18 protein-coding genes are annotated in these 19,571 nt (G+C 65.4%); 3 read left to right on the top strand and 15 right to left on the bottom strand.

Features of this window, described 5'->3' with window-relative positions; genetic code table 11:
• Nucleotides 1–43 precede the first annotated feature (43 nt).
• The 6 genes from AB4Y31_RS17625 to AB4Y31_RS17600 form a co-directional block, all read right to left on the bottom strand.
• Nucleotides 44–718, bottom strand: coding sequence for an ankyrin repeat domain-containing protein (locus AB4Y31_RS17625; protein WP_368675327.1), 675 nt, complete (start codon nt 716–718; stop codon nt 44–46).
• 20 nt (nt 719–738) lie between these two features.
• The gene (locus tag AB4Y31_RS17620; RefSeq protein WP_368675326.1) at nt 739–1,290 is read right to left on the bottom strand and encodes a cytochrome c; all 552 of its coding nucleotides are present in this window, start codon (nt 1,288–1,290) and stop codon (nt 739–741) included.
• 86 nt (nt 1,291–1,376) lie between these two features.
• Nucleotides 1,377–3,116 (bottom strand): pyrroloquinoline quinone-dependent dehydrogenase, encoded by a 1,740-nt coding sequence (locus AB4Y31_RS17615; RefSeq protein WP_368675006.1) that lies wholly within the window; start codon nt 3,114–3,116, stop codon nt 1,377–1,379.
• Between the two features lie 164 nt (nt 3,117–3,280).
• Nucleotides 3,281–4,684: a DUF6513 domain-containing protein gene (locus AB4Y31_RS17610; protein ID WP_368675005.1), complete on the bottom strand. Its 1,404-nt coding sequence runs from the start codon at nt 4,682–4,684 to the stop codon at nt 3,281–3,283.
• A complete protein-coding gene (locus AB4Y31_RS17605; RefSeq protein WP_368675004.1) occupies nt 4,663–5,259 on the bottom strand; it encodes a flavoprotein in 597 nt (198 codons plus the stop codon). Before AB4Y31_RS17605 ends, AB4Y31_RS17610 begins: the two co-directional genes overlap by 22 nt.
• On the bottom strand, nt 5,256–7,313 hold the full coding sequence (locus AB4Y31_RS17600; RefSeq protein ID WP_368675003.1) for a sigma-54-dependent Fis family transcriptional regulator: 2,058 nt from the start codon (nt 7,311–7,313) through the stop codon (nt 5,256–5,258). The genes AB4Y31_RS17605 and AB4Y31_RS17600 overlap by 4 nt, the downstream gene beginning before the upstream one ends.
• A 407-nt stretch (nt 7,314–7,720) precedes the next feature.
• Between AB4Y31_RS17600 and AB4Y31_RS17595 the strand changes: the two genes are divergently transcribed.
• A complete protein-coding gene (locus AB4Y31_RS17595; RefSeq protein WP_018438886.1) occupies nt 7,721–8,239 on the top strand; it encodes a dihydroneopterin aldolase in 519 nt (172 codons plus the stop codon).
• 69 nt (nt 8,240–8,308) lie between these two features.
• Here AB4Y31_RS17595 and AB4Y31_RS17590 read toward each other — a convergent pair whose 3' ends face one another.
• The 9 genes from AB4Y31_RS17590 to AB4Y31_RS17550 all read right to left on the bottom strand — a co-directional run bounded on the left by AB4Y31_RS17590 (nt 8,309) and on the right by AB4Y31_RS17550 (nt 16,470).
• Nucleotides 8,309–8,698 (bottom strand): hypothetical protein, encoded by a 390-nt coding sequence (locus AB4Y31_RS17590; protein ID WP_026229334.1) that lies wholly within the window; start codon nt 8,696–8,698, stop codon nt 8,309–8,311.
• A 171-nt stretch (nt 8,699–8,869) separates the two neighbouring features.
• Complete coding sequence (fae, locus tag AB4Y31_RS17585; protein ID WP_018438884.1) at nt 8,870–9,379, bottom strand: formaldehyde-activating enzyme; 510 nt, start codon at nt 9,377–9,379, stop codon at nt 8,870–8,872.
• A gap of 187 nt (nt 9,380–9,566) precedes the next feature.
• Nucleotides 9,567–10,445 carry a triphosphoribosyl-dephospho-CoA synthase gene (locus AB4Y31_RS17580; RefSeq protein WP_368675002.1) on the bottom strand — a complete coding sequence of 293 codons (879 nt, stop codon included), beginning with the start codon at nt 10,443–10,445 and terminating at the stop codon, nt 9,567–9,569.
• The gene (locus AB4Y31_RS17575; protein WP_368675001.1) at nt 10,438–11,499 is read right to left on the bottom strand and encodes a RimK family alpha-L-glutamate ligase; all 1,062 of its coding nucleotides are present in this window, start codon (nt 11,497–11,499) and stop codon (nt 10,438–10,440) included. Before AB4Y31_RS17575 ends, AB4Y31_RS17580 begins: the two co-directional genes overlap by 8 nt.
• The gene (gene mch / locus AB4Y31_RS17570) at nt 11,472–12,500 is read right to left on the bottom strand and encodes a methenyltetrahydromethanopterin cyclohydrolase (RefSeq protein ID WP_368675000.1); all 1,029 of its coding nucleotides are present in this window, start codon (nt 12,498–12,500) and stop codon (nt 11,472–11,474) included. Before mch ends, AB4Y31_RS17575 begins: the two co-directional genes overlap by 28 nt.
• Nucleotides 12,475–13,683, bottom strand: a complete 1,209-nt coding sequence (locus tag AB4Y31_RS17565) for an ATP-grasp domain-containing protein (protein ID WP_368675325.1) — start codon at nt 13,681–13,683, stop codon at nt 12,475–12,477. The genes mch and AB4Y31_RS17565 overlap by 26 nt, the downstream gene beginning before the upstream one ends.
• A 44-nt stretch (nt 13,684–13,727) precedes the next feature.
• Entirely contained in the window at nt 13,728–14,654 is a 927-nt protein-coding gene (locus AB4Y31_RS17560) for an NAD(P)-dependent methylenetetrahydromethanopterin dehydrogenase (RefSeq protein ID WP_368674999.1), read from the bottom strand.
• Nucleotides 14,655–14,698: 44 nt separating this feature from the next.
• A complete protein-coding gene (locus AB4Y31_RS17555; protein ID WP_368674998.1) occupies nt 14,699–15,727 on the bottom strand; it encodes a beta-ribofuranosylaminobenzene 5'-phosphate synthase family protein in 1,029 nt (342 codons plus the stop codon).
• 350 nt (nt 15,728–16,077) lie between these two features.
• On the bottom strand, nt 16,078–16,470 hold the full coding sequence (locus AB4Y31_RS17550) for a 4a-hydroxytetrahydrobiopterin dehydratase (protein WP_368674997.1): 393 nt from the start codon (nt 16,468–16,470) through the stop codon (nt 16,078–16,080).
• A 611-nt stretch (nt 16,471–17,081) separates the two neighbouring features.
• On the opposite strand from AB4Y31_RS17550, the gene AB4Y31_RS17545 reads away from it, so the two are divergent.
• Both AB4Y31_RS17545 and AB4Y31_RS17540 read left to right on the top strand, forming a co-directional pair.
• Nucleotides 17,082–18,923: a methanol/ethanol family PQQ-dependent dehydrogenase gene (locus tag AB4Y31_RS17545; RefSeq protein ID WP_368675324.1), complete on the top strand. Its 1,842-nt coding sequence runs from the start codon at nt 17,082–17,084 to the stop codon at nt 18,921–18,923.
• Between the two features lie 189 nt (nt 18,924–19,112).
• Nucleotides 19,113–19,535: a c-type cytochrome gene (locus tag AB4Y31_RS17540; RefSeq protein ID WP_018438874.1), complete on the top strand. Its 423-nt coding sequence runs from the start codon at nt 19,113–19,115 to the stop codon at nt 19,533–19,535.
• Nucleotides 19,536–19,571: the final 36 nt, after the last annotated feature.

Genomic DNA, 19,571 nt, shown 5'->3' with positions numbered 1-19,571 from the left:
GGTACTGCTTGCATTGAGATTTTGCGAATGCCCGCACCGATCTCTATGGCTTCGAAAGCAGCGCCGCGACGCCATGCGAGCCCGTTTGCGCAGCGATATCAGCCGCCGTCATGCCACGGTTGTCGCGCAGCGAGGGATCGGCGCCGCGTGCGAGCAGCAGTTTGACGGTATCGGCCTGATCGTAGCCGGCCGCCCACATCAGCGCAGTCAGATCGTTCTTGTAGCGCGTATTGACTTCGACTCCCGCGTCGAGCAGTCGCTGCACGACGGCCGTATGTCCTTGCCCCGCCGCGTAGACCATCGCCGTCTTGCCGACCTGATCCGTCGCGCCTGGATCGGCCCCATGCTCGAGCAGCAGTTCGACGACTGCGTCGTGCCCCTCGAAGGCGGCGGCCAGCAGCGGAGTGATTCCATGGACGTCGGCCTGGCGCACGTTCGCGCCGTGCTCGATCAGAAGACGCGCGGTTCCGGTCGCACCTTTCCTGCAGGCGGTGATGAGCGCGGTATCGCCGAGTCGATCGCGCGAATCGACCACGGCGCCTTCGTCGAGCAATGCTCGCACGGCATTCTCATCCCCGGCTTTTGCCGCAACGAGCAGCTGCTGGTTCAAGGGCTTGTCCCCTTCGGCGAACGCGCTCGTCGGCGCGAGCGCCGCCAGTGCAATGACGGATGCGCCAACGAAGATCGATGCCTTTGCTTGCCACCGCCGTCCAACCATCGGTCTCATAGTCGATACTCCTACTGCAGGTTCGCGATATAGGCGGCCAGGTTCTCGATATCTTGATCCGACAACCCCTTCGTCACACTCGTCATATTCCCTGCATCGTTGGTCCGCCGGTGCGCGCGAAAATCCTTCAGCTGTTTGACGATGTACTGGGGATACTGCCCGGCCACGCGAGGAATTTCGTTCTGCCCTTTGAACTCGCCGAGGTGACACATCGTGCAAAGCGTGTCCGCGGCCTTCTTTTGCCCGGCTTCAATTTGCGCCGCGTCGGCTTTGACGGTCACCGGCGCCGGCTTTTGAGCGGCGAAGTAGTCGGCGAGATCGAGCATGTCCTCGCGCGAGAGGCCGGCCGCGATCGGCGACATGCGCGGATCGCTGCGGCGCCCCTCCTTGAAGTCGCGCAATTCGAGGTACAGATAGCGCGCCGTTTGCCCGGCGAGAATGGGGTAGTCGGGATTCGTCGAATTGCCCATCGGGCCATGGCAGGCGGCACATGTTGTCGCCTTGGCCTGTCCGGCCGCCGCATCCGCGCACGCGTCCGCCGAAGCCAGCGAAGCCACCCCCATGCAGAGCAGCAAGCTCGCCCGCGCGAGGCGTGCCCCGCTGATCGGGCGAGGGGGAGCGGTCGATGGCGCCGGCTTTCGCCGTGTAGTCATGGCAAGGCGAAGACGATGATGGCGTTGCCGCGCTTGTAATCGAGCTGAGTGTTGCCGCCGGCGGCGACGGCCACGTATTGCTTGCCGTTCAACATGTATGACGTGGCGGGCGCATTCACGCCGGCACCGCATTGGAACTCCCAAAGCTTCTTGCCCGACGCCGCATCGAATGCACGGAAATAGCCGTTGCCCTCGCCGTTGAAGACGAGGCCGCCCGCCGTGGCGAGCACGCCGCCGATCAACGGCTGGTCCGTCTTGAACGACCAGGCGATCTTGCCGGTATCGACGTTGACGGCCACGAGCTTGCCCCACTGCGCTTCCGAAGGAATGACCTTGAACGCACCGCCGAGCCAAAGCTTGCTGCCGCCCGGATAGGGCGTCTCCTCGACTTGATAGGTCATCGGCTGATGCAGGTTCGCGGCATAGGCGAGGCGTGTCTTCGGGCTGAACGCCATCGGCGACCACTCCACGCCACCGTTCGCCCCGGGAAGCATGCGCGCGCCTTCCGGAGTCGGCAGCGTCCACATGTTTTCCTGCGGAATCATGGCTTCCGAGAAGCGGATCAAATGCCCGGTCTTGCGATCGTGGACATAGACGTGCCCGGTCTTTCCCGCTTCGATCACGCCCGGAATCATCTGGCCGTCCGGCCCGCGCACGTCGATCAGAATCGGCGGGCTCACGGCGTCGAGGTCCCAGACGTCGTGCGGGATGTACTGGTAGTGCCACTTGTATTGGCCGGTGTTGAGGTCGATCGCGACGAGCGAGTCCGTATAGAGGTTGTCTCCGGGTCGGATCGCGCCGTAGAGATCGGGAGAGGGGTTGCCGACGGCGAAGATCGCCGTGTTCGTCGCGCGATCGATCGCGGGCGTCATCCATACTCCGCCGCCGAGCGTCTTGTAGAAGTCGCCGCCTTTGTCGGCGAGCTGCTTCTTCTCGGCGTCGATATCGCGGTGCAGGTCGCGGCCTGTTGCGTCCTTCGTGGCCCAGACGCCTTCCTGGCCCGTTTCGGGAATGGTGTAGAACGTCCAGAGCGGTTTCCCGGTGCCGACATCGAAGGCTTTCACGAAGCCGCGAATCCCGTACTCGCCGCCATTCGTGCCGATGAGGACTTTATCGTCGACGACGACGGGCGCCATCGTCTCCGAGTAGCCGAGATCGGGATCGCCGATCTGCGTTTCCCAGAGCAGGTTGCCGGTTTTCGCATCGAGCGCTATGAGCTTCGAATCGAGGGTGCCCAGGAAAAGCCGGCCGCCCGACACCGCCACGCCGCGATTGTTGGGCCCGCAACAAAACGTGATGATCTGCCCCATTTTGTGCGTGTAATGCCAGAACTCCCGGCCCGTCGCCGCATCGAGTGCGTAGACGTGGTCGAACGACGTGGTGATGAACATAATCCCGTCGACGACGACGGGAGCGGTCTCCATCGATTCATTGAGCGCCGTCTGGAAGATGAACGCCGGCTTCAGCCGCGAGACGTTCCCTTTGTTGATTTGTGCGCCGGGGTAGTAGCGCGTCTGCGCGTACGAGCCGTTCGCGGAGAGCCAGTCGGCCGTATTGCGCCATGAAGAGTCGAGCCGCTCCTGCGTCACGGGCTGCAGTACGTCGGGCATCTGCGCCGTGGTGGTCGTGGTGGTTGCGCGGTTCAGTACTTCTTGTTGCGCGAAAGCCGCCGGCGCCGTCAACATCAGCGCGAGCATCGTGAGACGAACGGGCAGGGTTCCGAACGGCGTTTTCATGGGCGTCTCCTCGCTTGTTTTTAGGCGTTTGGCCCACGTCATCCCGCGCGTGACGGCCATGCCTGATTCAGCGTAGGCGAAGTGCCCCTCTTTTTTCGGACAGGGTAAAGTCGATTACGCCGATCGATGGCGCGGCGACGCTATCCTCAGACGTTCAGGACTGCTCAGCTTTTCTCCTGGCGCTTCGTCATCGTCGTGCCCGGCGCGCAGTAGGCGCCGAGATCTTCTTCCGTCCGCTCGACAGCGCATCCCCATTCGAGCGGCGTGTCCTGATTGAAGCGCTTGCCCAGTTGCCACGCGATCTCGGCCCGCCCGAGTTGAACACCCATATAGAAAGCATGACCGACATCGGTGCCGAACTGGAGATTCGGATAGAGCGCGAACGGATCGATATCGCGCCAATGGCCGTCGCGGTTGTAGACGTGCAGACCATCGGCCGCCACCTGCACGCGAAAATTCGGGTCGCGCACGCCGCTCGCGAACTCGTCGATCTCGTCGGCGCTGTAGGGAAATGGCCGCCTTTCATGTACGGTTGCGAGGGCGCTGCCGATACCCCCCATTCCCTTGGGTAGTGTCTGAGCCTCGCGCGCGGCGTGCATGACGCGGCGCGCCACGTCGGCTTCGCGCACGGCGCGTCGCGCATGCAGACTGACAGACGTCGTCAGCACGGCGCTAACGCGAAGCTCGGCCGCCATGCCGAGCAGCACCGCGTTGATGCCGCTCGTGTCCGCTTCGGTCAGCTCCGTCACGTTGCCGATGCCCATCATGATGGGCACGTCCGGATACCGCTCACGCAATGCGACGTATCGCGCGATTGAAGTCGCGAGCCCGAACGGTATCGGATCGAGGATCGGATCAGCGAGAAACGTGCGCCCGCGTGCGGCGAGCGCGTCGATCGCCGCATCGAGGGAGGCCATATCGCCGGGCTCGCGCGCAACGAGGATCGGCGTCGACGGCACTTCGTCGGCCACCCACAAGGTGTCGACGTTCAGGCTCATCAAATAGTCGGCGCCCGCGCGTCCGCCGCGCAGCAGCTCCTCCGTGCGCATCGAGTCGACGCTCACTCGGAATCCCTCAGACTTGAGACGGCGGACCGCGTCTTCGAGATGCGGAAACGGCGTTTCCGGCAGACAGCCGACGTCGATCACATCGGCGCCCTGCGCCGCATAGACCCGCGCGCGTTCGACGATGCCCTCCAGGTCGAGCCTCGGGGCATCGACGATTTCGGCAAAGATCTCCGTCTCATAGCGAGACAGATCGACCGCCCGCTTGTTCTGACCGAAGAACTGCGGCAGGTCCTTCACTTCCTCGGGGCCGCGCTCGACGGGCACGCCATAGTGCGCGCTCAGCGCCTCGAGATCGCCGCGGCAGCGTCCCGGCACGATCACGCGCTGCGCCGAGAGGGGGGAGGGTAGGCGCCGCCGGATCATATCGGCCGTCATCAACGCGGCGACCTGCAGACCGAGCTCGTGGATTTCCCACGTGAACGCCGTCGGCGCCATGCTTTCGAGCACGCGCGTGAGACTCGGCTGCGCGAGGCGGCCCGTCAGGAAGAGGATGTGGTCCATGCGAGATCGAGCGACGCGAGCCGTTCATCGAGCGCGGCCTCGAGGCCATCGAGTGAGCGCACGAGCGTCGTATGCGCGAAGCGCGCGAGACGCTCGACGTTCTCGAGCTCGATCGCACGCGGTCTCAGTTCCACCCACTCGTCGGGTGCCTGCGTGACGACGGTCGGTTCGGTGTCGCAAGCATAGACGATGCCGGGAATGCACTGCTTGCCGGCTTGCGCGTACATGTTGGTCGGCAACGTGTCCGAAATTCCGAATGCGCACTTGGCGACGGTGTTGCTCGTGGCCGGCGCGATGACGACGGTGTGATAGAGGCCGTGATACAGCATGCCGACGGGCACGCCGCTCGCGCTGTTGTCGCGCACCACGCGAAAGTGCTGCCTCAGCCGCTCGAGCGCCCACCCGTAAAGCGGCAGCACCTCCTCGGCGGCCCTCGAGAGAAAAAGATCGGTGCGCGGCAACCGCAGCGCAAGCGCAAGCGATTCTTCGAGCATGTGCCCTGAGCCGGTCACGCACCACGCGAATCGAGCGTCGGGCTTGAATTCGGTGAGACGGCGAGCGGGCTCGTGACTCATGCGTCGAACGTGACCGGCGAGCCGTCGTGCGAGAGGCGGATATGCAGTCGATGCATCTTCCGATAAAGCGTATTGCGACTGATGCCGAGCGCCTTCGCGACGTTGCTGACGTTCCACCGATGCTCGTCGAGCATGGCGAGCACGGTCTCGCGCTCGTTGAGCTGGATCGCGTTGAGCGAGGAGATATCGGCATCCTCGGCGAGGTGCGGCAACTCGGGTGCCGCGATGCGCGACGGCGCGGCAGGCGTCGCCGCAGTGCTCGCCGGAGGTTGGCTTGCCTGCAGCACCTCGGGCGGCAGGTGCGCGCACTCGATCGGATGGCCGTCACAAAGCGCGATCGCCATTTTCAGCACGTGGCGCAACTGCCGGATGTTGCCGGGCCACGCGTAGCCGAGCAGCGCGCGTTGCGCCTCGGGCGTGAGCTCGGGCGCGTCGTTGCCTTCGCACTCGGTCTCGAGCAGGTGATGAATGAGCGGCAGCTTGTCGATGCGCTCGGCGAGCGCCGGCAGGTTGATCTCGATGCCCTTCAGTCGATAGTAGAGGTCCTCGCGAAACTGTCCGCTCTGCACGAGTTCGAGCAGATTGCGGTGGCTTGCGCTGATCAGCTGGAAATCGACCTTCACCGTCGTTTCCGCGCCGAGCGGCGTGACCTCGTGCTCCTCGATGACGCGCAAGAGCCTGGCTTGCAGCGCGAGCGGCATATCGCCGATTTCGTCGAGAAAGAGGGTGCCCCCGTTGGCTTGAACGATTTTGCCGCGCCGGCCTTCGCGCTGCGCGCCGGTGAAGGCGCCCGCGCGATAGCCGAAGAGCTCGCTTTCGATCAGGTTCTCGGGCAGCGAGGCACAGTTCACGGGCACGAACGGACCATTGGCAAGCGGGCTGATGCCATGCAACGCCTGCGCGAAGACTTCCTTGCCCGTGCCGGTCTGGCCGCGCAGCACGATCGGGATCTTGCGCTGGATCACGCGTGCAGCCAGTTGAATTTGCGACGCCATGCGCGGATCGCCGAACTCGAGGTGCGAAATCTTGTCGAGGCGGCTCGCCGTCGCAGGCGCATGGGGCTCGCGTGCTGGCCGGCGCACCGTGGGATCGGTGACGAAAACGCGCGTCGTGCTTGCGGCGCTGCCGGCTTGCGCCGTCTGCGCGACGAGGAAAAAGCGATTCGTGCCGCTCGCGCTATAGACGGTGATCGGATGGAACGAGCCGCGTATGCTGCGCGCGATCATCTCCTCGATCGACGCGTTGAAGGCTTCGTCGATCCGCTTGCCGCGCAACTCTTCGAGCGAGCGGCAGCCGAGCTGGAAGGCCGCGCTGCGGTTCGCGGCGAGCACCGTGCCGTCGTCGTCGACGGCGATCTTGCCGCCGTGCAGCGTGCCGACGAACTCCGGTCGACTGTGAAACTGGATGATGTTCGCGTGGCGGTAGCGCGAGGAGAGCAGCCGATTCTCGATCATCTGCCTCGACATGCCGACGAGCACGAGGGAATGTTGCTGTAAGAGCTTCGAGCGGCTCGTCACATCGAGCACGCCCGCGATCTCGCCGCGATCGTCGAAGATCGGCGCAGCCGAGCAGGTGAGCGACGTATAGCGCGCATAGAAGTGGTCCTGCTGGCAGACCGCCACGCAATCGCGTTCGGCGATGCTGGTGCCCATGCCATTGGTGCCGGCTTCGCGCTCGCTCCACAGCGCGCCGATCCGGAAGCCGTCCACGGCGACCGCCTCGGCGAACGGCGTGGACGATACCTGATGGACGATCACGCCGTCGGCGTCGACGAGCACGACCGCGAGCTCGGGATCCGCGAGCTGCTGGTAAAGCGTCGTCATCTCGAGCTTCGAGCACGCGATCAAATCACCGACCGCTTCGCGCCGCGTCGCGAGCTCGTGCTCGGTCAGCACGGGCGGCGTCACGAACCGGCCGGGGTCGAGGCGAAACTCGTTGATGCAACGCGCCCACGATTGCGCGACGGGCTCGCTCATCGGACGGGACGGCAAGTGGTGATTGACTACGTTCAGTACTTCTCTGACGTGCGCACTGCTGTCAGCGAGCAATGACATGGGGTTGTCTCCACGGCGTGCAACATCGCAGGGTACGCGGACAAGATGCATGGGCCGCTGCGAGTGCCGCTCTATTTAACGTTGTCCCCTTCGCACCGCGGTTCATCCTCTACCGCGCGCGCCACGGCTTCGGCCTGCTTCGCCCCTTGCGGCGGGTCTGATCAGGCGTCTTGCGATCGGTCGAAACATCCGATCTGTCTCAAAAACTTTACCCTCGATGGCGCGCCTGTTCAATAAGTAGTCGCATTATGTGAGACACCACGCGCGCGATTCTTGCTTTACTTGCCGGACGTGTCTCGCGTCGCCGCCACGGCCCGCCATTGTTGCAGGTTCGGCACAAGCTGTCGCGCGACCGAGATTGTTCTGTTTTTCGTCCCCTATTGCCGAACCACGGCGGAGCCTCAATCATGGATCGAATCGACACCGCTCGGCTTGCGCCGTTTCCGTCCGGACCCAATACGCAAGAGCCGGCAATCGCCGGATCGCCGCAAAGCCGGCCGGCCGTCGCCCAAGCGCTCGATATCGTTTTCATCGAAGGCTTCGTGGGACAGACGGTGATCGGAATCGACGCCCCCGAGCACCACGCGCCGCAGCCGGTGCGCATGGACCTCGCCGTCGGCGTGCCGATGCTCAAAGCCTGCGTCACCGACCGCATCGAAGATACGATCAATTACGCCGAGGTGCGAGGCGCGCTGCATGCGCTGCTCGCGTCGCACGGCGTCGAGCTGCTCGAGGCGCTTGCCGAGAAGGTTGCGCACTTGCTGATCCGCGACTTCGGCGCGCATTGGGTCCGTGTCTCGATTGCCAAGCCGGCCAAGTTCGACGATGTCACCGCGGTCGGCGTGACGATCGAGCGGCGCCGCGGCGCGCTGCCGGGCGTCGCCGGTACGTGGGCCGCACTCGGGGCGGGGCTCGTTCCGAATTGAGCCTGGCCGGGGTATCGCCGCTCGAGAGGGCTCGAGAGCGCGGAGCCGAGGCCCGTGCCGTCGAGCCGGTTATCGCTGTGGCAGACCGCAAGCGCGATAGGCGTCGGCCTGCAAAGTCTTGAACGACTTCGTCTGATGCCTCGCCGTATCGGTGCGGAACTCGGCACCGCCTTCACCGCCTAGAGCCGCATACTTCGCGAACGTCGATTCGTCCACGAACTCGTCGTACGGAATGACCGCGGCGATCTTGTCAATCACGCACGAGCATTTGTAGACGTTGGCGAAATCGTGCCCGTTGTCGTCCATGCAAGTCAGCACGTATTCGACGCGGCCTTGCGTCGGATAATCGTAGCCCCCGTGAGCGGCACGCGGGTCGACCGTATCGCTGCCGGCGGCCAACGCATAACCGCCCCATGCGAGGCAGGCGCCAGCAATCAATGCGCGACATCTGGTTCTCATCTTTGCCGCCTCTTTCGGTTGTCTCCTCTTTCCACGATATGCATAACCGTTGCGGGTGTCGATTGGAGTAAACGCTCCGAAGAAATCCCGATGCGAGAGCGTTCCGGGGGGCACGCGACCCCCCGGCCGGAACGAGCCATGCACGCGTGCTCGCCTCGAAAGTGGGACGCGTTACTTCGGCGAGAACGGGTGGTGGACGGATGCCTTTTGAGAAACCACGTCGGCCGCGGTCGGCGTGCCGGCTATCGCGCGCTCGATCGATTCCTTCGTCGCCCGGTAGTTGAAGTCGAAGATCTTGTTGTCGTCTTCGGCCTGCCAGTGGATGAACACGCCGACACAGATGAAGATGTCGTCGGCTTCATCCTTCGGGATCGTACCGGCTTCGACGCAGTCCGCCACGGCGCGCGCGACGGCGGCTTGCGCCGGACCAAACATCTGCACCGCTTGCTTCGCGCCTTTGATCGTCACCTTGTTGAACAGCACCGTATTTGGCTTGGTGGGCAGGTTCGGGGCGACAACCGCGAGCAGCGTCGTGAAGCCGTCTTTGTTGTTGGTCAGTGCGTTGCAGAACGCGGTCTCCGCGGCCGAGCCGCGCGGTCCCATGATGAGGTCCACGTGCGCAACCTCATTGCCGTCGCCGATGAGCGACTCACCTACCAGGACGCGATTGATCTTGGCCATGCTCTTCCTCCAATCGGTGGATATGGACTTTCTGTATGTTGGGCGCCCTCGAGCGATTTGTGCGGCGCGCCGTTCATGCGAGGGCGCATGCCGGGCGCGTGTTTGTCGAATCGATGCACGGTGGCGTTACCTAACAGTTTTCATGCCAGTCGGGGCACGATCGCCGCGGCGCCATGTTCCGCTTGGCTCATGGACTCGCGGCGCTCAACGCCACGAACATCGTGGCCACCGCGAGGTCCGCGCTGGTGCCCGGGTTCAGTCCGCGCGTCTTCAGTTCGGAGTCCCAACGATCGAGCTCCACTGCAGCCGCCGGCTCATCATTCGTCAGCGCGTTGCGCCAGCGCACATGCTGCGAGCGCGCCGCGAGCGTGACACTCTGCGCCAGCGGCTCGCCGTGCTTGCGCACAATGTGCGAATCGGGCCAGCCGCTCAGATACGTGAAGAAGGCTTCGAGAATCGCGAGCTCGCGGTGTTGCTCCGGCAGTTCGAGCACGGCGGGCAGGCCGCGCTCGAAGATATCGGCGAACCCGTTCGCATACTGGCGTGCGATGCTGTCGCGCTCCGCCGCGAGCGCCATCGCCGTTCGCAGATCGACGGTCGGCTCGGCGTGGACGGATTGCTCGGGCGCGTCGCCGAGTCCACCCGGGTTCGCCAGCGCGATCGCGCGGTAGGCCGCGCGCGCGTCGTCGACGGTGAGCCGCGCGAGCGTGCGCTCCAACTCGGCGCGCCAGGCGCTCGCGCGCGGCGGTGCCGTGAACGCGTCGAGCGCGGCGGCCAGCGGCGCCACGAGCAGGACGATTCCAAGGTTCGTGTTGCAATCGACGGCCGCGCGCGTCGCGCGGATCGCTTCGAAAATGCGTGTGCCGACGGACGCGCCGCTCGTGAAAAGCGGGCCAGCCGACGCCTTGGCGCTCGCGATGAACTGCGCGGCGACCATGCCGTGCCCCGCGCTTTGCGCGCTGACGTTGCCCGGTTTGGCAACCTCGACGTCGAGCCGGCAAGCCTCGAGAAACGCGCTATATGCTTTCGCGAGCAAGGGTTGGTCGGAATGGAGCGCTTCAACCATGACGCGGAGGGAGTGTCATGATGTCGGCGCCGTCGACGCCCGTTTTGCCACGAATCGCCGCGAGTTTCCGATCGAGCAGATCGTCGACGAGTGCGCGGGCGATGTCGACTTCGACGACCGATTGCAATCCGCGCCAGGCCGCGACGCCGTTGACTTCGAGCACGAGCGGTTCGTCGGCTCGATCGGGGTTCGGAATCAGGTCGACGCCGGCATAGTCGAGCTCGAGCGCGTGGGCGGCGCGTATGGCCGTTTGCGCGAGCGCCGCGTCGAGCTCGGCGGGCTCGCATCGCGCACCGCGTGCGAAATTGTGGATCCAGCCCTTGCCGCCGACCCGCCGCATCGCCGCAACGGCCTTGCCGCCGATGACGAGCACGCGCCAGTCGAACCCGGCGCCCCGGCGTGCGCATTCCACATATCGCTGCATGTAGGCAACCTCGTGATAAGCCGCGAGCGATGGCAGCGGTGCAAGCTGCCCGGCCGACGGCCCACCGCGCTTCGCACCGACGCGCCGCAAGCCACGGCCTTGCGACCCGAACAGCGGTTTGACGACGAGACGCCGCCCCGCGGCGGCTTCGCGCATGACGAGCCTTTGCGCGAACGCGCTCGATTCCGACGCCCAGGCTGCCGGCGTCGGCACGCCGTGACGATGCAGCAGAAAGCTCGTCATCGACTTGTCGACGCTGCGCTCGATCGCGCGCGCATCGTTGTAGACGGGCACGCCGAGCTCGCGCAGCGCGTGCAGAATACCGAGCCTCAGCGTCACCTGCTCGAAGGTGCCGCCGGCGATGGCCCGTACGAAGACGGCGTCGGGCAGGCCGTGACCGAAGCCGGGCACGGCGAGCCCGTGCGGCGCCCAGGTCGTATCGATGCGGCAGTCGGACAGATCGACGCAACGCGCTTCGACGCCGCGCGCGCGGAGCGCTTTCTTCAGGCGGCCCGTGTGCCAGCCGGTCTCGTCGGTCATGATCGCGACACGCAGACTGCTCGGCGTCGATATCGTATCGAGATCGGGGAGAGCAGCGATCGTCACGATGCGTCGGCGGGGCCGCTCCATTGCTCATGCAGCAGGCGGGCGTCGACGCGCCCGCCGTGCCAGGTCGCGCCGCTTTCAAGGCTGCTGACCCAGACTTCGGCCGGCGCGAACAGAGCCGGATCGATCTGATAGAAGTCGTAGTTGAACGACGTGAAGATCTCGGCGAAGGGGCGCCCGTAGTCGCGCGAGTTCGACGCGGGCAATTGCTGCGCGAGCGCCTTCGCGGCGGCGTCGGTCTTCACCGTGAGATGGACGCGTCCGCCGTAGAGAATCGCGTCGTTCGTGCGGCCCATCGCCGCGATGCCGTCGGGCGCCGGCGGCGGCAACGGCGCCGAGCCCGACCCTTCGACCACTTCGGCGAGGTCGATGCCCAGCACATGCGTTTTGTGCAGCGCGACTTCGACCACGCGCGCGACGACCTGCACCGTGCCGGCGATGGAGTGCGTCGGCGTCGTCACGATCGTCAGGTCTTCGGGCGCGAGACCGCAGTCGAGCGCTACCTTGTCGATGACGACCTGCGGCGGCAGACGATCGACCTCGAGCACGAGTACGCCGCGCGCATGACGATCGCGGTAGCCGAGCTCGGCGAAAAGGGGCTCTTTCACGGCGAGCGCGCGCGCGGGCCCGGAACCCAGCGAGAAGAACTTCTTGCCGCCAGTCTGCTCCTTCGTCGCCGAGAGGCTCCAGCCCGCGTACTGGCTTCCGAGGCACGACAGCACGGGCCACGAGGTCTGCACGTCCACCATCGTCGGCCAAATCGGCGCGCTCTCGAGGCTCGAGCGCACGGCGACGTCACCGAGTCCGCCCATGCAGATGCGCGCGACGAGCACGCCGGCCTCGATGCCGCCCGCCGCGGCGACCCCGGCATCGACTAGCACCGTGCCGGCTTCCGTCCGAGTCGACGAGACTCGCAGGCGCCCCGCTTCGTCGAGGAAACGCGCGACGAGAGGCTCGCTAAGGGCGTTGACGCTGAGCGTCGCAAGGCCGTCAGGGCCGCTAGCCGTGCTTGACGAGGAGGACATGATCAGGCTCTTCAAAGGTGTCGATTCGTTCGAGCATGCGCTCACGCTCGTCGTTGAGGGCTTGCTCCACCGCGTCGCGCGACGCCGCCGTGGCGACGAGCGTGACGATTGGCTGGCCTGCTTCGATGCGCGTGCCCGGCATCGGCACGTCGCGGCAGCCCGGGTCCGCCGCGCAGGCGTCGCTGAGCGCGGTGGAACAGGTGAGCGCACGCGGCGCGAACAAGACCTGCTGACCCGTGCAGCGCGCGGCGCGGCCGCGAGGCGCGTTCGGCAGCCGCCCGCGCAGGCAGGCGTCGAGATGACAGGCGATGAGGCCGAACGGCCAGTGTTCGCGCCAGGCGGCCTCGTAAAGCGCCATCGTCGACGACGGGCGCGCGTTGATTTCGAGCAGGGAGAAGTCGTCTCCATCGAGCAGAAAATCGCAGCTGTTCAGCCCCGTGAGACCGGCATGCGCGGTGACGGCGGCGATGGCGTCGCGCAGCCGGCGCGAGAGCGCCTCCGGCAACTCGACAGGCCCGATCGAGCCCGTATGAACGAACGGCGAAGCCCCGATCGCCGAGGTCAGCTGCTCGGCGAAACCCAGCACTTGCGCGCGGCCGCGCGCGGCCACGAACAGCGCGGAAAACGGTCGCCCGTTCGCCCGGCGCTGGAAATAGCCCTGTCGCGCGCCCGGCTCGGCCCACCGCGGCGCATTCGCGGCCGGCACCACATGCGTGCCGCCGCAGCCATCGGCCTCTTTGAAGAGCCACCCCGGATCGGCCGGCCGCGTCGTCGAGATCGGCGGATGCGCAATGCCGAGCGTGTCGAGCAGCGGAAAAAACCGCGACGGATCGCGTACCGCGGCGGCCGCCTGCGCGTCGTTGCCGATCAGCGTGGGGAGGCCGCGCATTTCGCTCAACTCGTCGATGAACGGCTCGGTCCCGCTGCCCGCGATCCAGCCCACGACGCGCGGCAGGCGTGCGACGCGCCGCAGCGAGGCGACGAGCCGCTCGCGATCGATCGAGAGCGTCTTGCCGCCGACGTCGAACCAGAGCGACGACGCGGCGCGCGTATCGCGATCGCCGAACAGGTCGAGCGCGGCCACGCGCAGACCGGCCTGCCTGGCGGACTCGGCGAGCATGCGGGCGGAAAGCGCCGCGACGGCGACGAGCGGCGCCGCATTGGAGGGAGCGAGCGAAACCATCTGCATCGATGCCTGTGAAGCGCGAGCACGAGCGGGCATGGGCGTCAGCCGAGGCCCGCGGCGACGGCGCGCGCTTCGTCGAACGCCTGAGGGAAGCCGAGATAGACCGGCTTTTTGCTCGTCCGCATTTGCACGAAGAGCCGATGCTCGACCTGGTATTTGACGTTGCCGATCGCCAAGGCGCCGATGCCGATCGGGCTTGCATCGCCGTTCGGGCCGATCGGCTTGCCGTCGTTCATCACGTTGACGCCGGCGATGCCTTCCGGCGGCACGGCGTTGACGTCGGCCGCGACGAGCAGGCGTCGTGCGTGCGCGAGATCGTCCGCGCTCGCCACTTGCACGCCGGCCGTGGCCGTCGCGAGCAGAATTTCCGTGTCGGCGAGCGCGCCGCGCAGCGCCTCGGGCGATTCGACGCCGACCGCCGTCGTCGCGATGCCGAAGCGCTCGTTGATCTCTTCGCTGACTTGCCGCGCGCGAGAGAGCGACGCATGGCTCGCGAGCGTGACGTCGGCACCGAGCGAGGCGGCCATCGCCGCCGCCACCCGGCCGACGGCGCCCGTGCCGCCGAGAATCAGCACGCGCTTGCCGCCGAGCTCCATCTCGTGCGCGCGCTTCAGATGCCGCTCCACGAGCGCGACGAGCGCGGCGGCCGTCGTATAGGAGCCGCTCGGATCGGCGAACACCGAGACCTCGAACGGCGGCACCATCGATTTGCGCGCGATCTCGAGCATGTCGGCGGCGAGCATCACGTCGCGCCCGCCGATGAAGATGCCCGTGCGCGATACGCCTTTCGGCCCGCGCGAGAAGATGGCGTCCTGCGTGAGATTGGTGACCATGCCCGCGTCGACGCCGCAGTACGGAACGATGACCTGGTAGCCGGCATCGGCCGCCATGTTGACGTCGAACGGACTCATCTGCGGCGTGGCCGTGAGCATATGGAGGATATAAGGCCTTTCAGTGGCATCTGACATGGCGGAGCACTCGCGTTTCTGTCTTGGGTTTTGGTGGTGGTCGCTCAGGCGGCTCCGATGCGCGCTTCGTGCATGCCGGCGCTCCGGACGACGGCGCCGCGATTGCGGCCGGTCACGAGCGAGCATTCGATATGGCGCTTCGCGCTCGCCGCGTTGCGCGCCGTCAGCAGTGCCGCTTCGGCTTCCTGCGGATCGGGCAGGAACGCGAACCCTGTCGGCCCCCACGATGTCTGTCCGATTCCGGCGCGGTGGCGAGCCGCCACCGCACGCAGCGCTTCTTCGACGTCGGGGCTCGAGAACACGCCACCCTGCACGGGCGCGAAGTACTGGCCGATCGTTTGCTGCATCTCGGTGATGCCGTGCGCGAACGCGTCGAAGTCGCATTCGGCGGCGCCCGGCAAGATCTGCATCAGCACGAGGTGGCAGAGATGGGCGGCAAGGGCGCGCGGAAACGGCGGCAATGCCGCCAGGCCCCGGCGCTCGGCTTCGCCCGAGAGGCCCTCGCGCGAATGGTCCGTCACGAGCAGCACGCGCCAATCGTCGGGGAACGGCTGGCGCGCGACGAGCGGCGGCAAGCCGCGGGCATTCCTGGCGGCGCTGGCTCCCCCGTCGACGATGAGCCCGCCCGAATCGAAGCCGAGGATGCCGATGCCGGAGCGGCGCCCGCGGCCCAACAGCTCGGCGAGCTCGGCTGTCGTCGCGGCTCTTCCCGCGAGGCGGACGTAGGCCGTGCCGATGGCGAGCGCGAGCTGGGTGCCGGACCCGAGGCCGCTATGCGCGCGCGGCGCGCGCACGACATCGATAGCGACGGGCGTTGCGCCGTATTCGGTCCGCAGCCGGTCGAGGGACAAGGCGATACGCTCTCGCTCTTCGATCGAGCACCTGCCGCCGATCATGTCCGATTCGGCGATGCGCGCATCGATCTGCGTACCGAGGCCGTCGACCACGAGCCCGATGCTGCCAAAGACGCGACCGAGCGAGCCGCTGGGATCGAGAAAACCGAGGTGCAGCCGGGCGGGCGCCTCCACGGTAACGGTGGTGAGATGAGCGGGACGACGAAAATGAAGCGGCATCGCGAGGATCCTCGTAGGGGGCTTGAAGCCGGCGGATGCCAAGCATGAGCCGTACCAATCCTCGAGCCGCCCGCCCCGCCGAGCGGCGGCGCGGTTCGCCTGTATGCGGTTTTGACGGCCTCGCGCACCGTGCGACGCATTGGCCTAAGCGTTTTGTGCCGGGCGAGGCGCACTCTGTCACCGCTTGCGGGGCTTTCCCGCCGGTCGCTCGAATCAGGCCACCGGCTGGCGCCGGCCGCGAGCGGCTCGTCGGGCAAAGCCGAGCCAGGGAAGCCGGCAGGTCCCGCCGCAGGGCAGAGGCCGCGGCTGCGGCTGCGGCTGCGGCTGCGGCGAACCGTGGATCAGCCTTGTCACGGATTGTTTTTGGGTGCGTCGTACTTGATATAGCGAAAACGCTGATCGTCGGCCGGCGTGCCTTCGAGTGGCCCGCCTTCGCGCCCCGGTTGCCACTGAATGACCTCCTCGATCTTCTTGGCGAGGGCGAAGTCCTTGTCGGTGATGCCCTTGGCCGTGTGCGTCATCAGCTTGACGATGACGAAGGCATAGGAAACCGTGAGATCCGGATGGTGCCAGGCTGCCTCCGCAAGGTGGCCGACGGTGTTCACGACCATCAACGTTCCTTTCCAGCTTTCCGTGCGGTACTTGCGCCGCAGCCAACCGTCTTCGAAATACCAGTGTTCGAGCGGACCGACGAGACGCTCGCGAATTTCTTCCTCCGAATAGACGCGCTCCTGATTGGTCATGGCTTTCGCTCCTCGTTTAGGACACCAAAGAAAGATTAGGACACCAAAGAAAGACCGGGTCCGCAAGCGGCGGACCGATGATCCATACGTCGAGGCGCGGCGACCGGCTGTCGCTGTCGCAACGCTCGTCCGAGCGGCCTGCCGCGCCGCTATCGCGGAATTGACACAGTATGTCTCGCTTCGGGACGAGCGGTCCGGCACGTTTCGTTGCGACGATGGTTGCGACGCTCGACCGGAGCAACATGACGCACGCTCGCCGCCCACACGCGGCAACTGCTCGAGAAGGCCGTACGGTACGGCTTTGCCTCGTCCGGTTCGAACTTGCTGCGGTGCGAGAAGCCTGGACCGGCATGGAATATGCATTGCCCCGCCATACGCCATGAAGCCTGCCGCCCAAAGCGCAAGCGGCAAGTCGAGCAGCAGCGATGAGCATAACGGAACGGCTCTCACGCAGCACGGAGCAGGAGAGAGCCGACAAAAAGAAGCAGGTGAGCGGCGTGGATCGTTACCCGCATCCGTGATGGCGCGCCCGGTGCGATGAGGTAGCGTGGGTCATTCGTTCGTGAGTTGAACAGCAAGACAATTCTGGAGGAGACATGAACTTACGCACCATGGTTCTTGGGCTCGCGATCGTCGTTACCGCGGGCCTCAATTCGATGCTGGCGCAAGCCGATCCCGATCTCGATGCAGCAATGAAGAACACGTCGAACTGGGCTTCCCAGGCCGGCGACTACGCGAATCACAGGTACAGCACGCTCAAGCAGATCAACGCGAACAACGTGAAGAACCTGCAGGTCGCGTGGACGATGTCCACGGGTGTGCTGCGCGGTCACGAAGGCTCGCCGCTCGTCATCGGCGACACGATGTATATGCATACGCCGTTTCCAAACAAGGTGACAGCGATCAGCCTCAAGGATCAGACGTTCCTATGGGTGTACGAGCCGAAGCAGGAGGACCAGGTCGTTTCGGTGATGTGCTGCGACACGGTCAATCGCGGTCTCGCCTATGGCGACGGCAAGATCTTCCTGCAACAGGCCGACACGACGCTCGTCGCGCTGAACGCGAAGACGGGCGACGTCGTCTGGACAGCGAAGAACGGCGATCCGAAGAAGGGTGAAACGAACACGAACGCTCCGCACGTATTCGGCGACAAGGTGCTGACCGGCATCTCGGGCGGCGAGTTCGGCGTGCGCGGCCGTGTCGTCGCCTACAACATCAAGGACGGCAAGCCGGCCTGGACCGCGTACAGCACCGGTCCCGACAACGAGATGCTGATCGACCCCGAAAAGACGATGACCTATTCCGACGGCAAGATGGTGCCGGTCGGTGCGGACTCTTCGTTGAAGTCGTGGAAGGGCGATCAGTGGAAGCTCGGCGGTGGGACGACCTGGGGTTGGTATTCGTACGATCCGAAGCTGAACCTCGTCTACTACGGTACGGGCAACCCCGGTACGTGGAACCCGACGCAGCGGCCGGGCGACAACAAGTGGTCGATGTCGATCTTTGCTCGCGATTTGAATACGGGCGTAGCGAAGTGGGTCTATCAGATGACGCCGCATGACGAATGGGACTACGACGGCGTCAATGAAGTGATCCTGGCCGACCTGACGATCAACGGCAGCAAGGTGCCCTCGCTCGTGCACTTCGACCGCAACGGCTTCGGCTATACGTTGAATCGAGAAACAGGCCAGTTGCTCGTCGCGCAGAAGTATGACCCGGCCGTCAACTGGGCCTCGAGCATCGACATGAAGAGCGGTCTTCCGGTGCGCGTTGCCGCCTATTCGACGCAAGCTGCCGGCGCGGATCACAACGTCAAGAATATCTGCCCGTCGGCGCTGGGCTCGAAGGACGAGCAACCGGCTTCGTTCGATCCGCAAACGAACCTCTTCCTCGTGCCGACGAACCACGTCTGCATGAACTATGAGCCGTTCGAGGTCGATTACACAGCTGGCCAGCCGTACGTCGGGGCGACGCTCGAGATGTTCCCGGGGCCGAGCGATCCGGGCAAGGGCGGGCCGAACGCTGGCAAAACGATCGAAAACTCGATGGGCAACTTCATCGCGTGGGATGCGGCGAAGGGCAAGATCGTCTGGTCCAAGCCCGAGAAGTTCTCGGTCTGGTCCGGTGCGCTGACGACGGCGGGCGGCGTGGCTTTCTATGGCACGCTCGAGGGCTACCTCAAGGCAGTCGACGTCAAGACCGGCAAGGAGCTCTGGAAGTTCAAGACGCCTTCGGGGATCATCGGCAACGTCTTTACCTATGAGTATGACGGCAAGCAGTACGTCGGCGTGTACTCGGGCATCGGCGGGTGGGCCGGCATTGGTCTCGCCGCGGGTCTGAAGAAGTCGAGCGAAGGTCTCGGCGCCGTGGGCGGCTATCGTGAACTCGCGAAGTACACCGCGCTCGGCGGCACGCTCTTCATCTTCGCGCTGCCTTCGGCCGAAAAGAGCTGAAACCGGCGCTAGCCGGCAGGAGTTGGAAGTCGTTGGACGCCGCGCGTCGCCGGCCGCTTTGAGGCGGCCGGCCGCGCGGCGGCCGGTGTCCTGATGGCGAGTTCGCGGCTCGCTGCACCGGCATCGTTTTTTACTCGCGCCCGCGCAAAGCCAAGTGTGTCAGGGCATCACAATGAAGGAGACGTTGGTATGAAAGGCCGCTCAATCTTGTTGCTGACGACAATGACTGTCGCCGTCGTCGCATTGCCGGTTGTCTATGCGCAGTCGAAACCGGCGATGGCCGAACAGGTGGCATACAAAGTCGAAGGCAACGCGGTCGACAAGAAGACGTTCGACGGCTGGCATACGTGGCGAGCCCTCGATTGTGAGCGCTGTCACGGCGCTCAGCAGCAGGGAATGGTGGGACCGTCGCTCATCGACGCACTGAAGCAGATCGACAAGAACGAATTTCATCGCACGGTTTTCGGCGGCCGTGTGGCCAAGGGTATGCCCGACTTCAGCTCGAGCGAGAGGATGCAAAAGAATTGGGAGAATCTCTACGCCTATCTGAAAGGGCGTTCGGACGGCAAGATTCCTCCCGGCGATCTGAAACTGCTCGACGACGGAAAATAAACCCTGCGCCGAATGCCTGCGCCCCCGTTGCGGATG

The sequence above is a fragment of the Trinickia sp. EG282A genome (assembly GCF_040965455.1).
GTDB lineage: Bacteria > Pseudomonadota > Gammaproteobacteria > Burkholderiales > Burkholderiaceae > Trinickia > Trinickia symbiotica.
The sequence above is the reverse complement of the archived record's forward strand: the minus strand, read 5'-3'. Positions and strand labels throughout refer to the sequence as shown.

What these genes read in the sequence shown, in the direction of transcription:
- AB4Y31_RS17625 (WP_368675327.1), bottom strand. Translation starts at nt 718, where the DNA reads ATGGTTGGACGGCGGTGGCAAGCAAAGGCATCGATCTTCGTTGGCGCA.
- AB4Y31_RS17620 (WP_368675326.1), bottom strand. Translation starts at nt 1,290, where the DNA reads ATGGGGGTGGCTTCGCTGGCTTCGGCGGACGCGTGCGCGGATGCGGCG.
- AB4Y31_RS17615 (WP_368675006.1), bottom strand. Translation starts at nt 3,116, where the DNA reads ATGAAAACGCCGTTCGGAACCCTGCCCGTTCGTCTCACGATGCTCGCG.
- AB4Y31_RS17610 (WP_368675005.1), bottom strand. Translation starts at nt 4,684, where the DNA reads ATGGACCACATCCTCTTCCTGACGGGCCGCCTCGCGCAGCCGAGTCTC.
- AB4Y31_RS17605 (WP_368675004.1), bottom strand. Translation starts at nt 5,259, where the DNA reads ATGAGTCACGAGCCCGCTCGCCGTCTCACCGAATTCAAGCCCGACGCT.
- AB4Y31_RS17600 (WP_368675003.1), bottom strand. Translation starts at nt 7,313, where the DNA reads ATGTCATTGCTCGCTGACAGCAGTGCGCACGTCAGAGAAGTACTGAAC.
- AB4Y31_RS17595 (WP_018438886.1), top strand. Translation starts at nt 7,721, where the DNA reads ATGGATCGAATCGACACCGCTCGGCTTGCGCCGTTTCCGTCCGGACCC.
- AB4Y31_RS17590 (WP_026229334.1), bottom strand. Translation starts at nt 8,698, where the DNA reads ATGAGAACCAGATGTCGCGCATTGATTGCTGGCGCCTGCCTCGCATGG.
- fae (WP_018438884.1), bottom strand. Translation starts at nt 9,379, where the DNA reads ATGGCCAAGATCAATCGCGTCCTGGTAGGTGAGTCGCTCATCGGCGAC.
- AB4Y31_RS17580 (WP_368675002.1), bottom strand. Translation starts at nt 10,445, where the DNA reads ATGGTTGAAGCGCTCCATTCCGACCAACCCTTGCTCGCGAAAGCATAT.
- AB4Y31_RS17575 (WP_368675001.1), bottom strand. Translation starts at nt 11,499, where the DNA reads ATGGAGCGGCCCCGCCGACGCATCGTGACGATCGCTGCTCTCCCCGAT.
- mch (WP_368675000.1), bottom strand. Translation starts at nt 12,500, where the DNA reads ATGTCCTCCTCGTCAAGCACGGCTAGCGGCCCTGACGGCCTTGCGACG.
- AB4Y31_RS17565 (WP_368675325.1), bottom strand. Translation starts at nt 13,683, where the DNA reads ATGGTTTCGCTCGCTCCCTCCAATGCGGCGCCGCTCGTCGCCGTCGCG.
- AB4Y31_RS17560 (WP_368674999.1), bottom strand. Translation starts at nt 14,654, where the DNA reads ATGTCAGATGCCACTGAAAGGCCTTATATCCTCCATATGCTCACGGCC.
- AB4Y31_RS17555 (WP_368674998.1), bottom strand. Translation starts at nt 15,727, where the DNA reads ATGCCGCTTCATTTTCGTCGTCCCGCTCATCTCACCACCGTTACCGTG.
- AB4Y31_RS17550 (WP_368674997.1), bottom strand. Translation starts at nt 16,470, where the DNA reads ATGACCAATCAGGAGCGCGTCTATTCGGAGGAAGAAATTCGCGAGCGT.
- AB4Y31_RS17545 (WP_368675324.1), top strand. Translation starts at nt 17,082, where the DNA reads ATGGTTCTTGGGCTCGCGATCGTCGTTACCGCGGGCCTCAATTCGATG.
- AB4Y31_RS17540 (WP_018438874.1), top strand. Translation starts at nt 19,113, where the DNA reads ATGAAAGGCCGCTCAATCTTGTTGCTGACGACAATGACTGTCGCCGTC.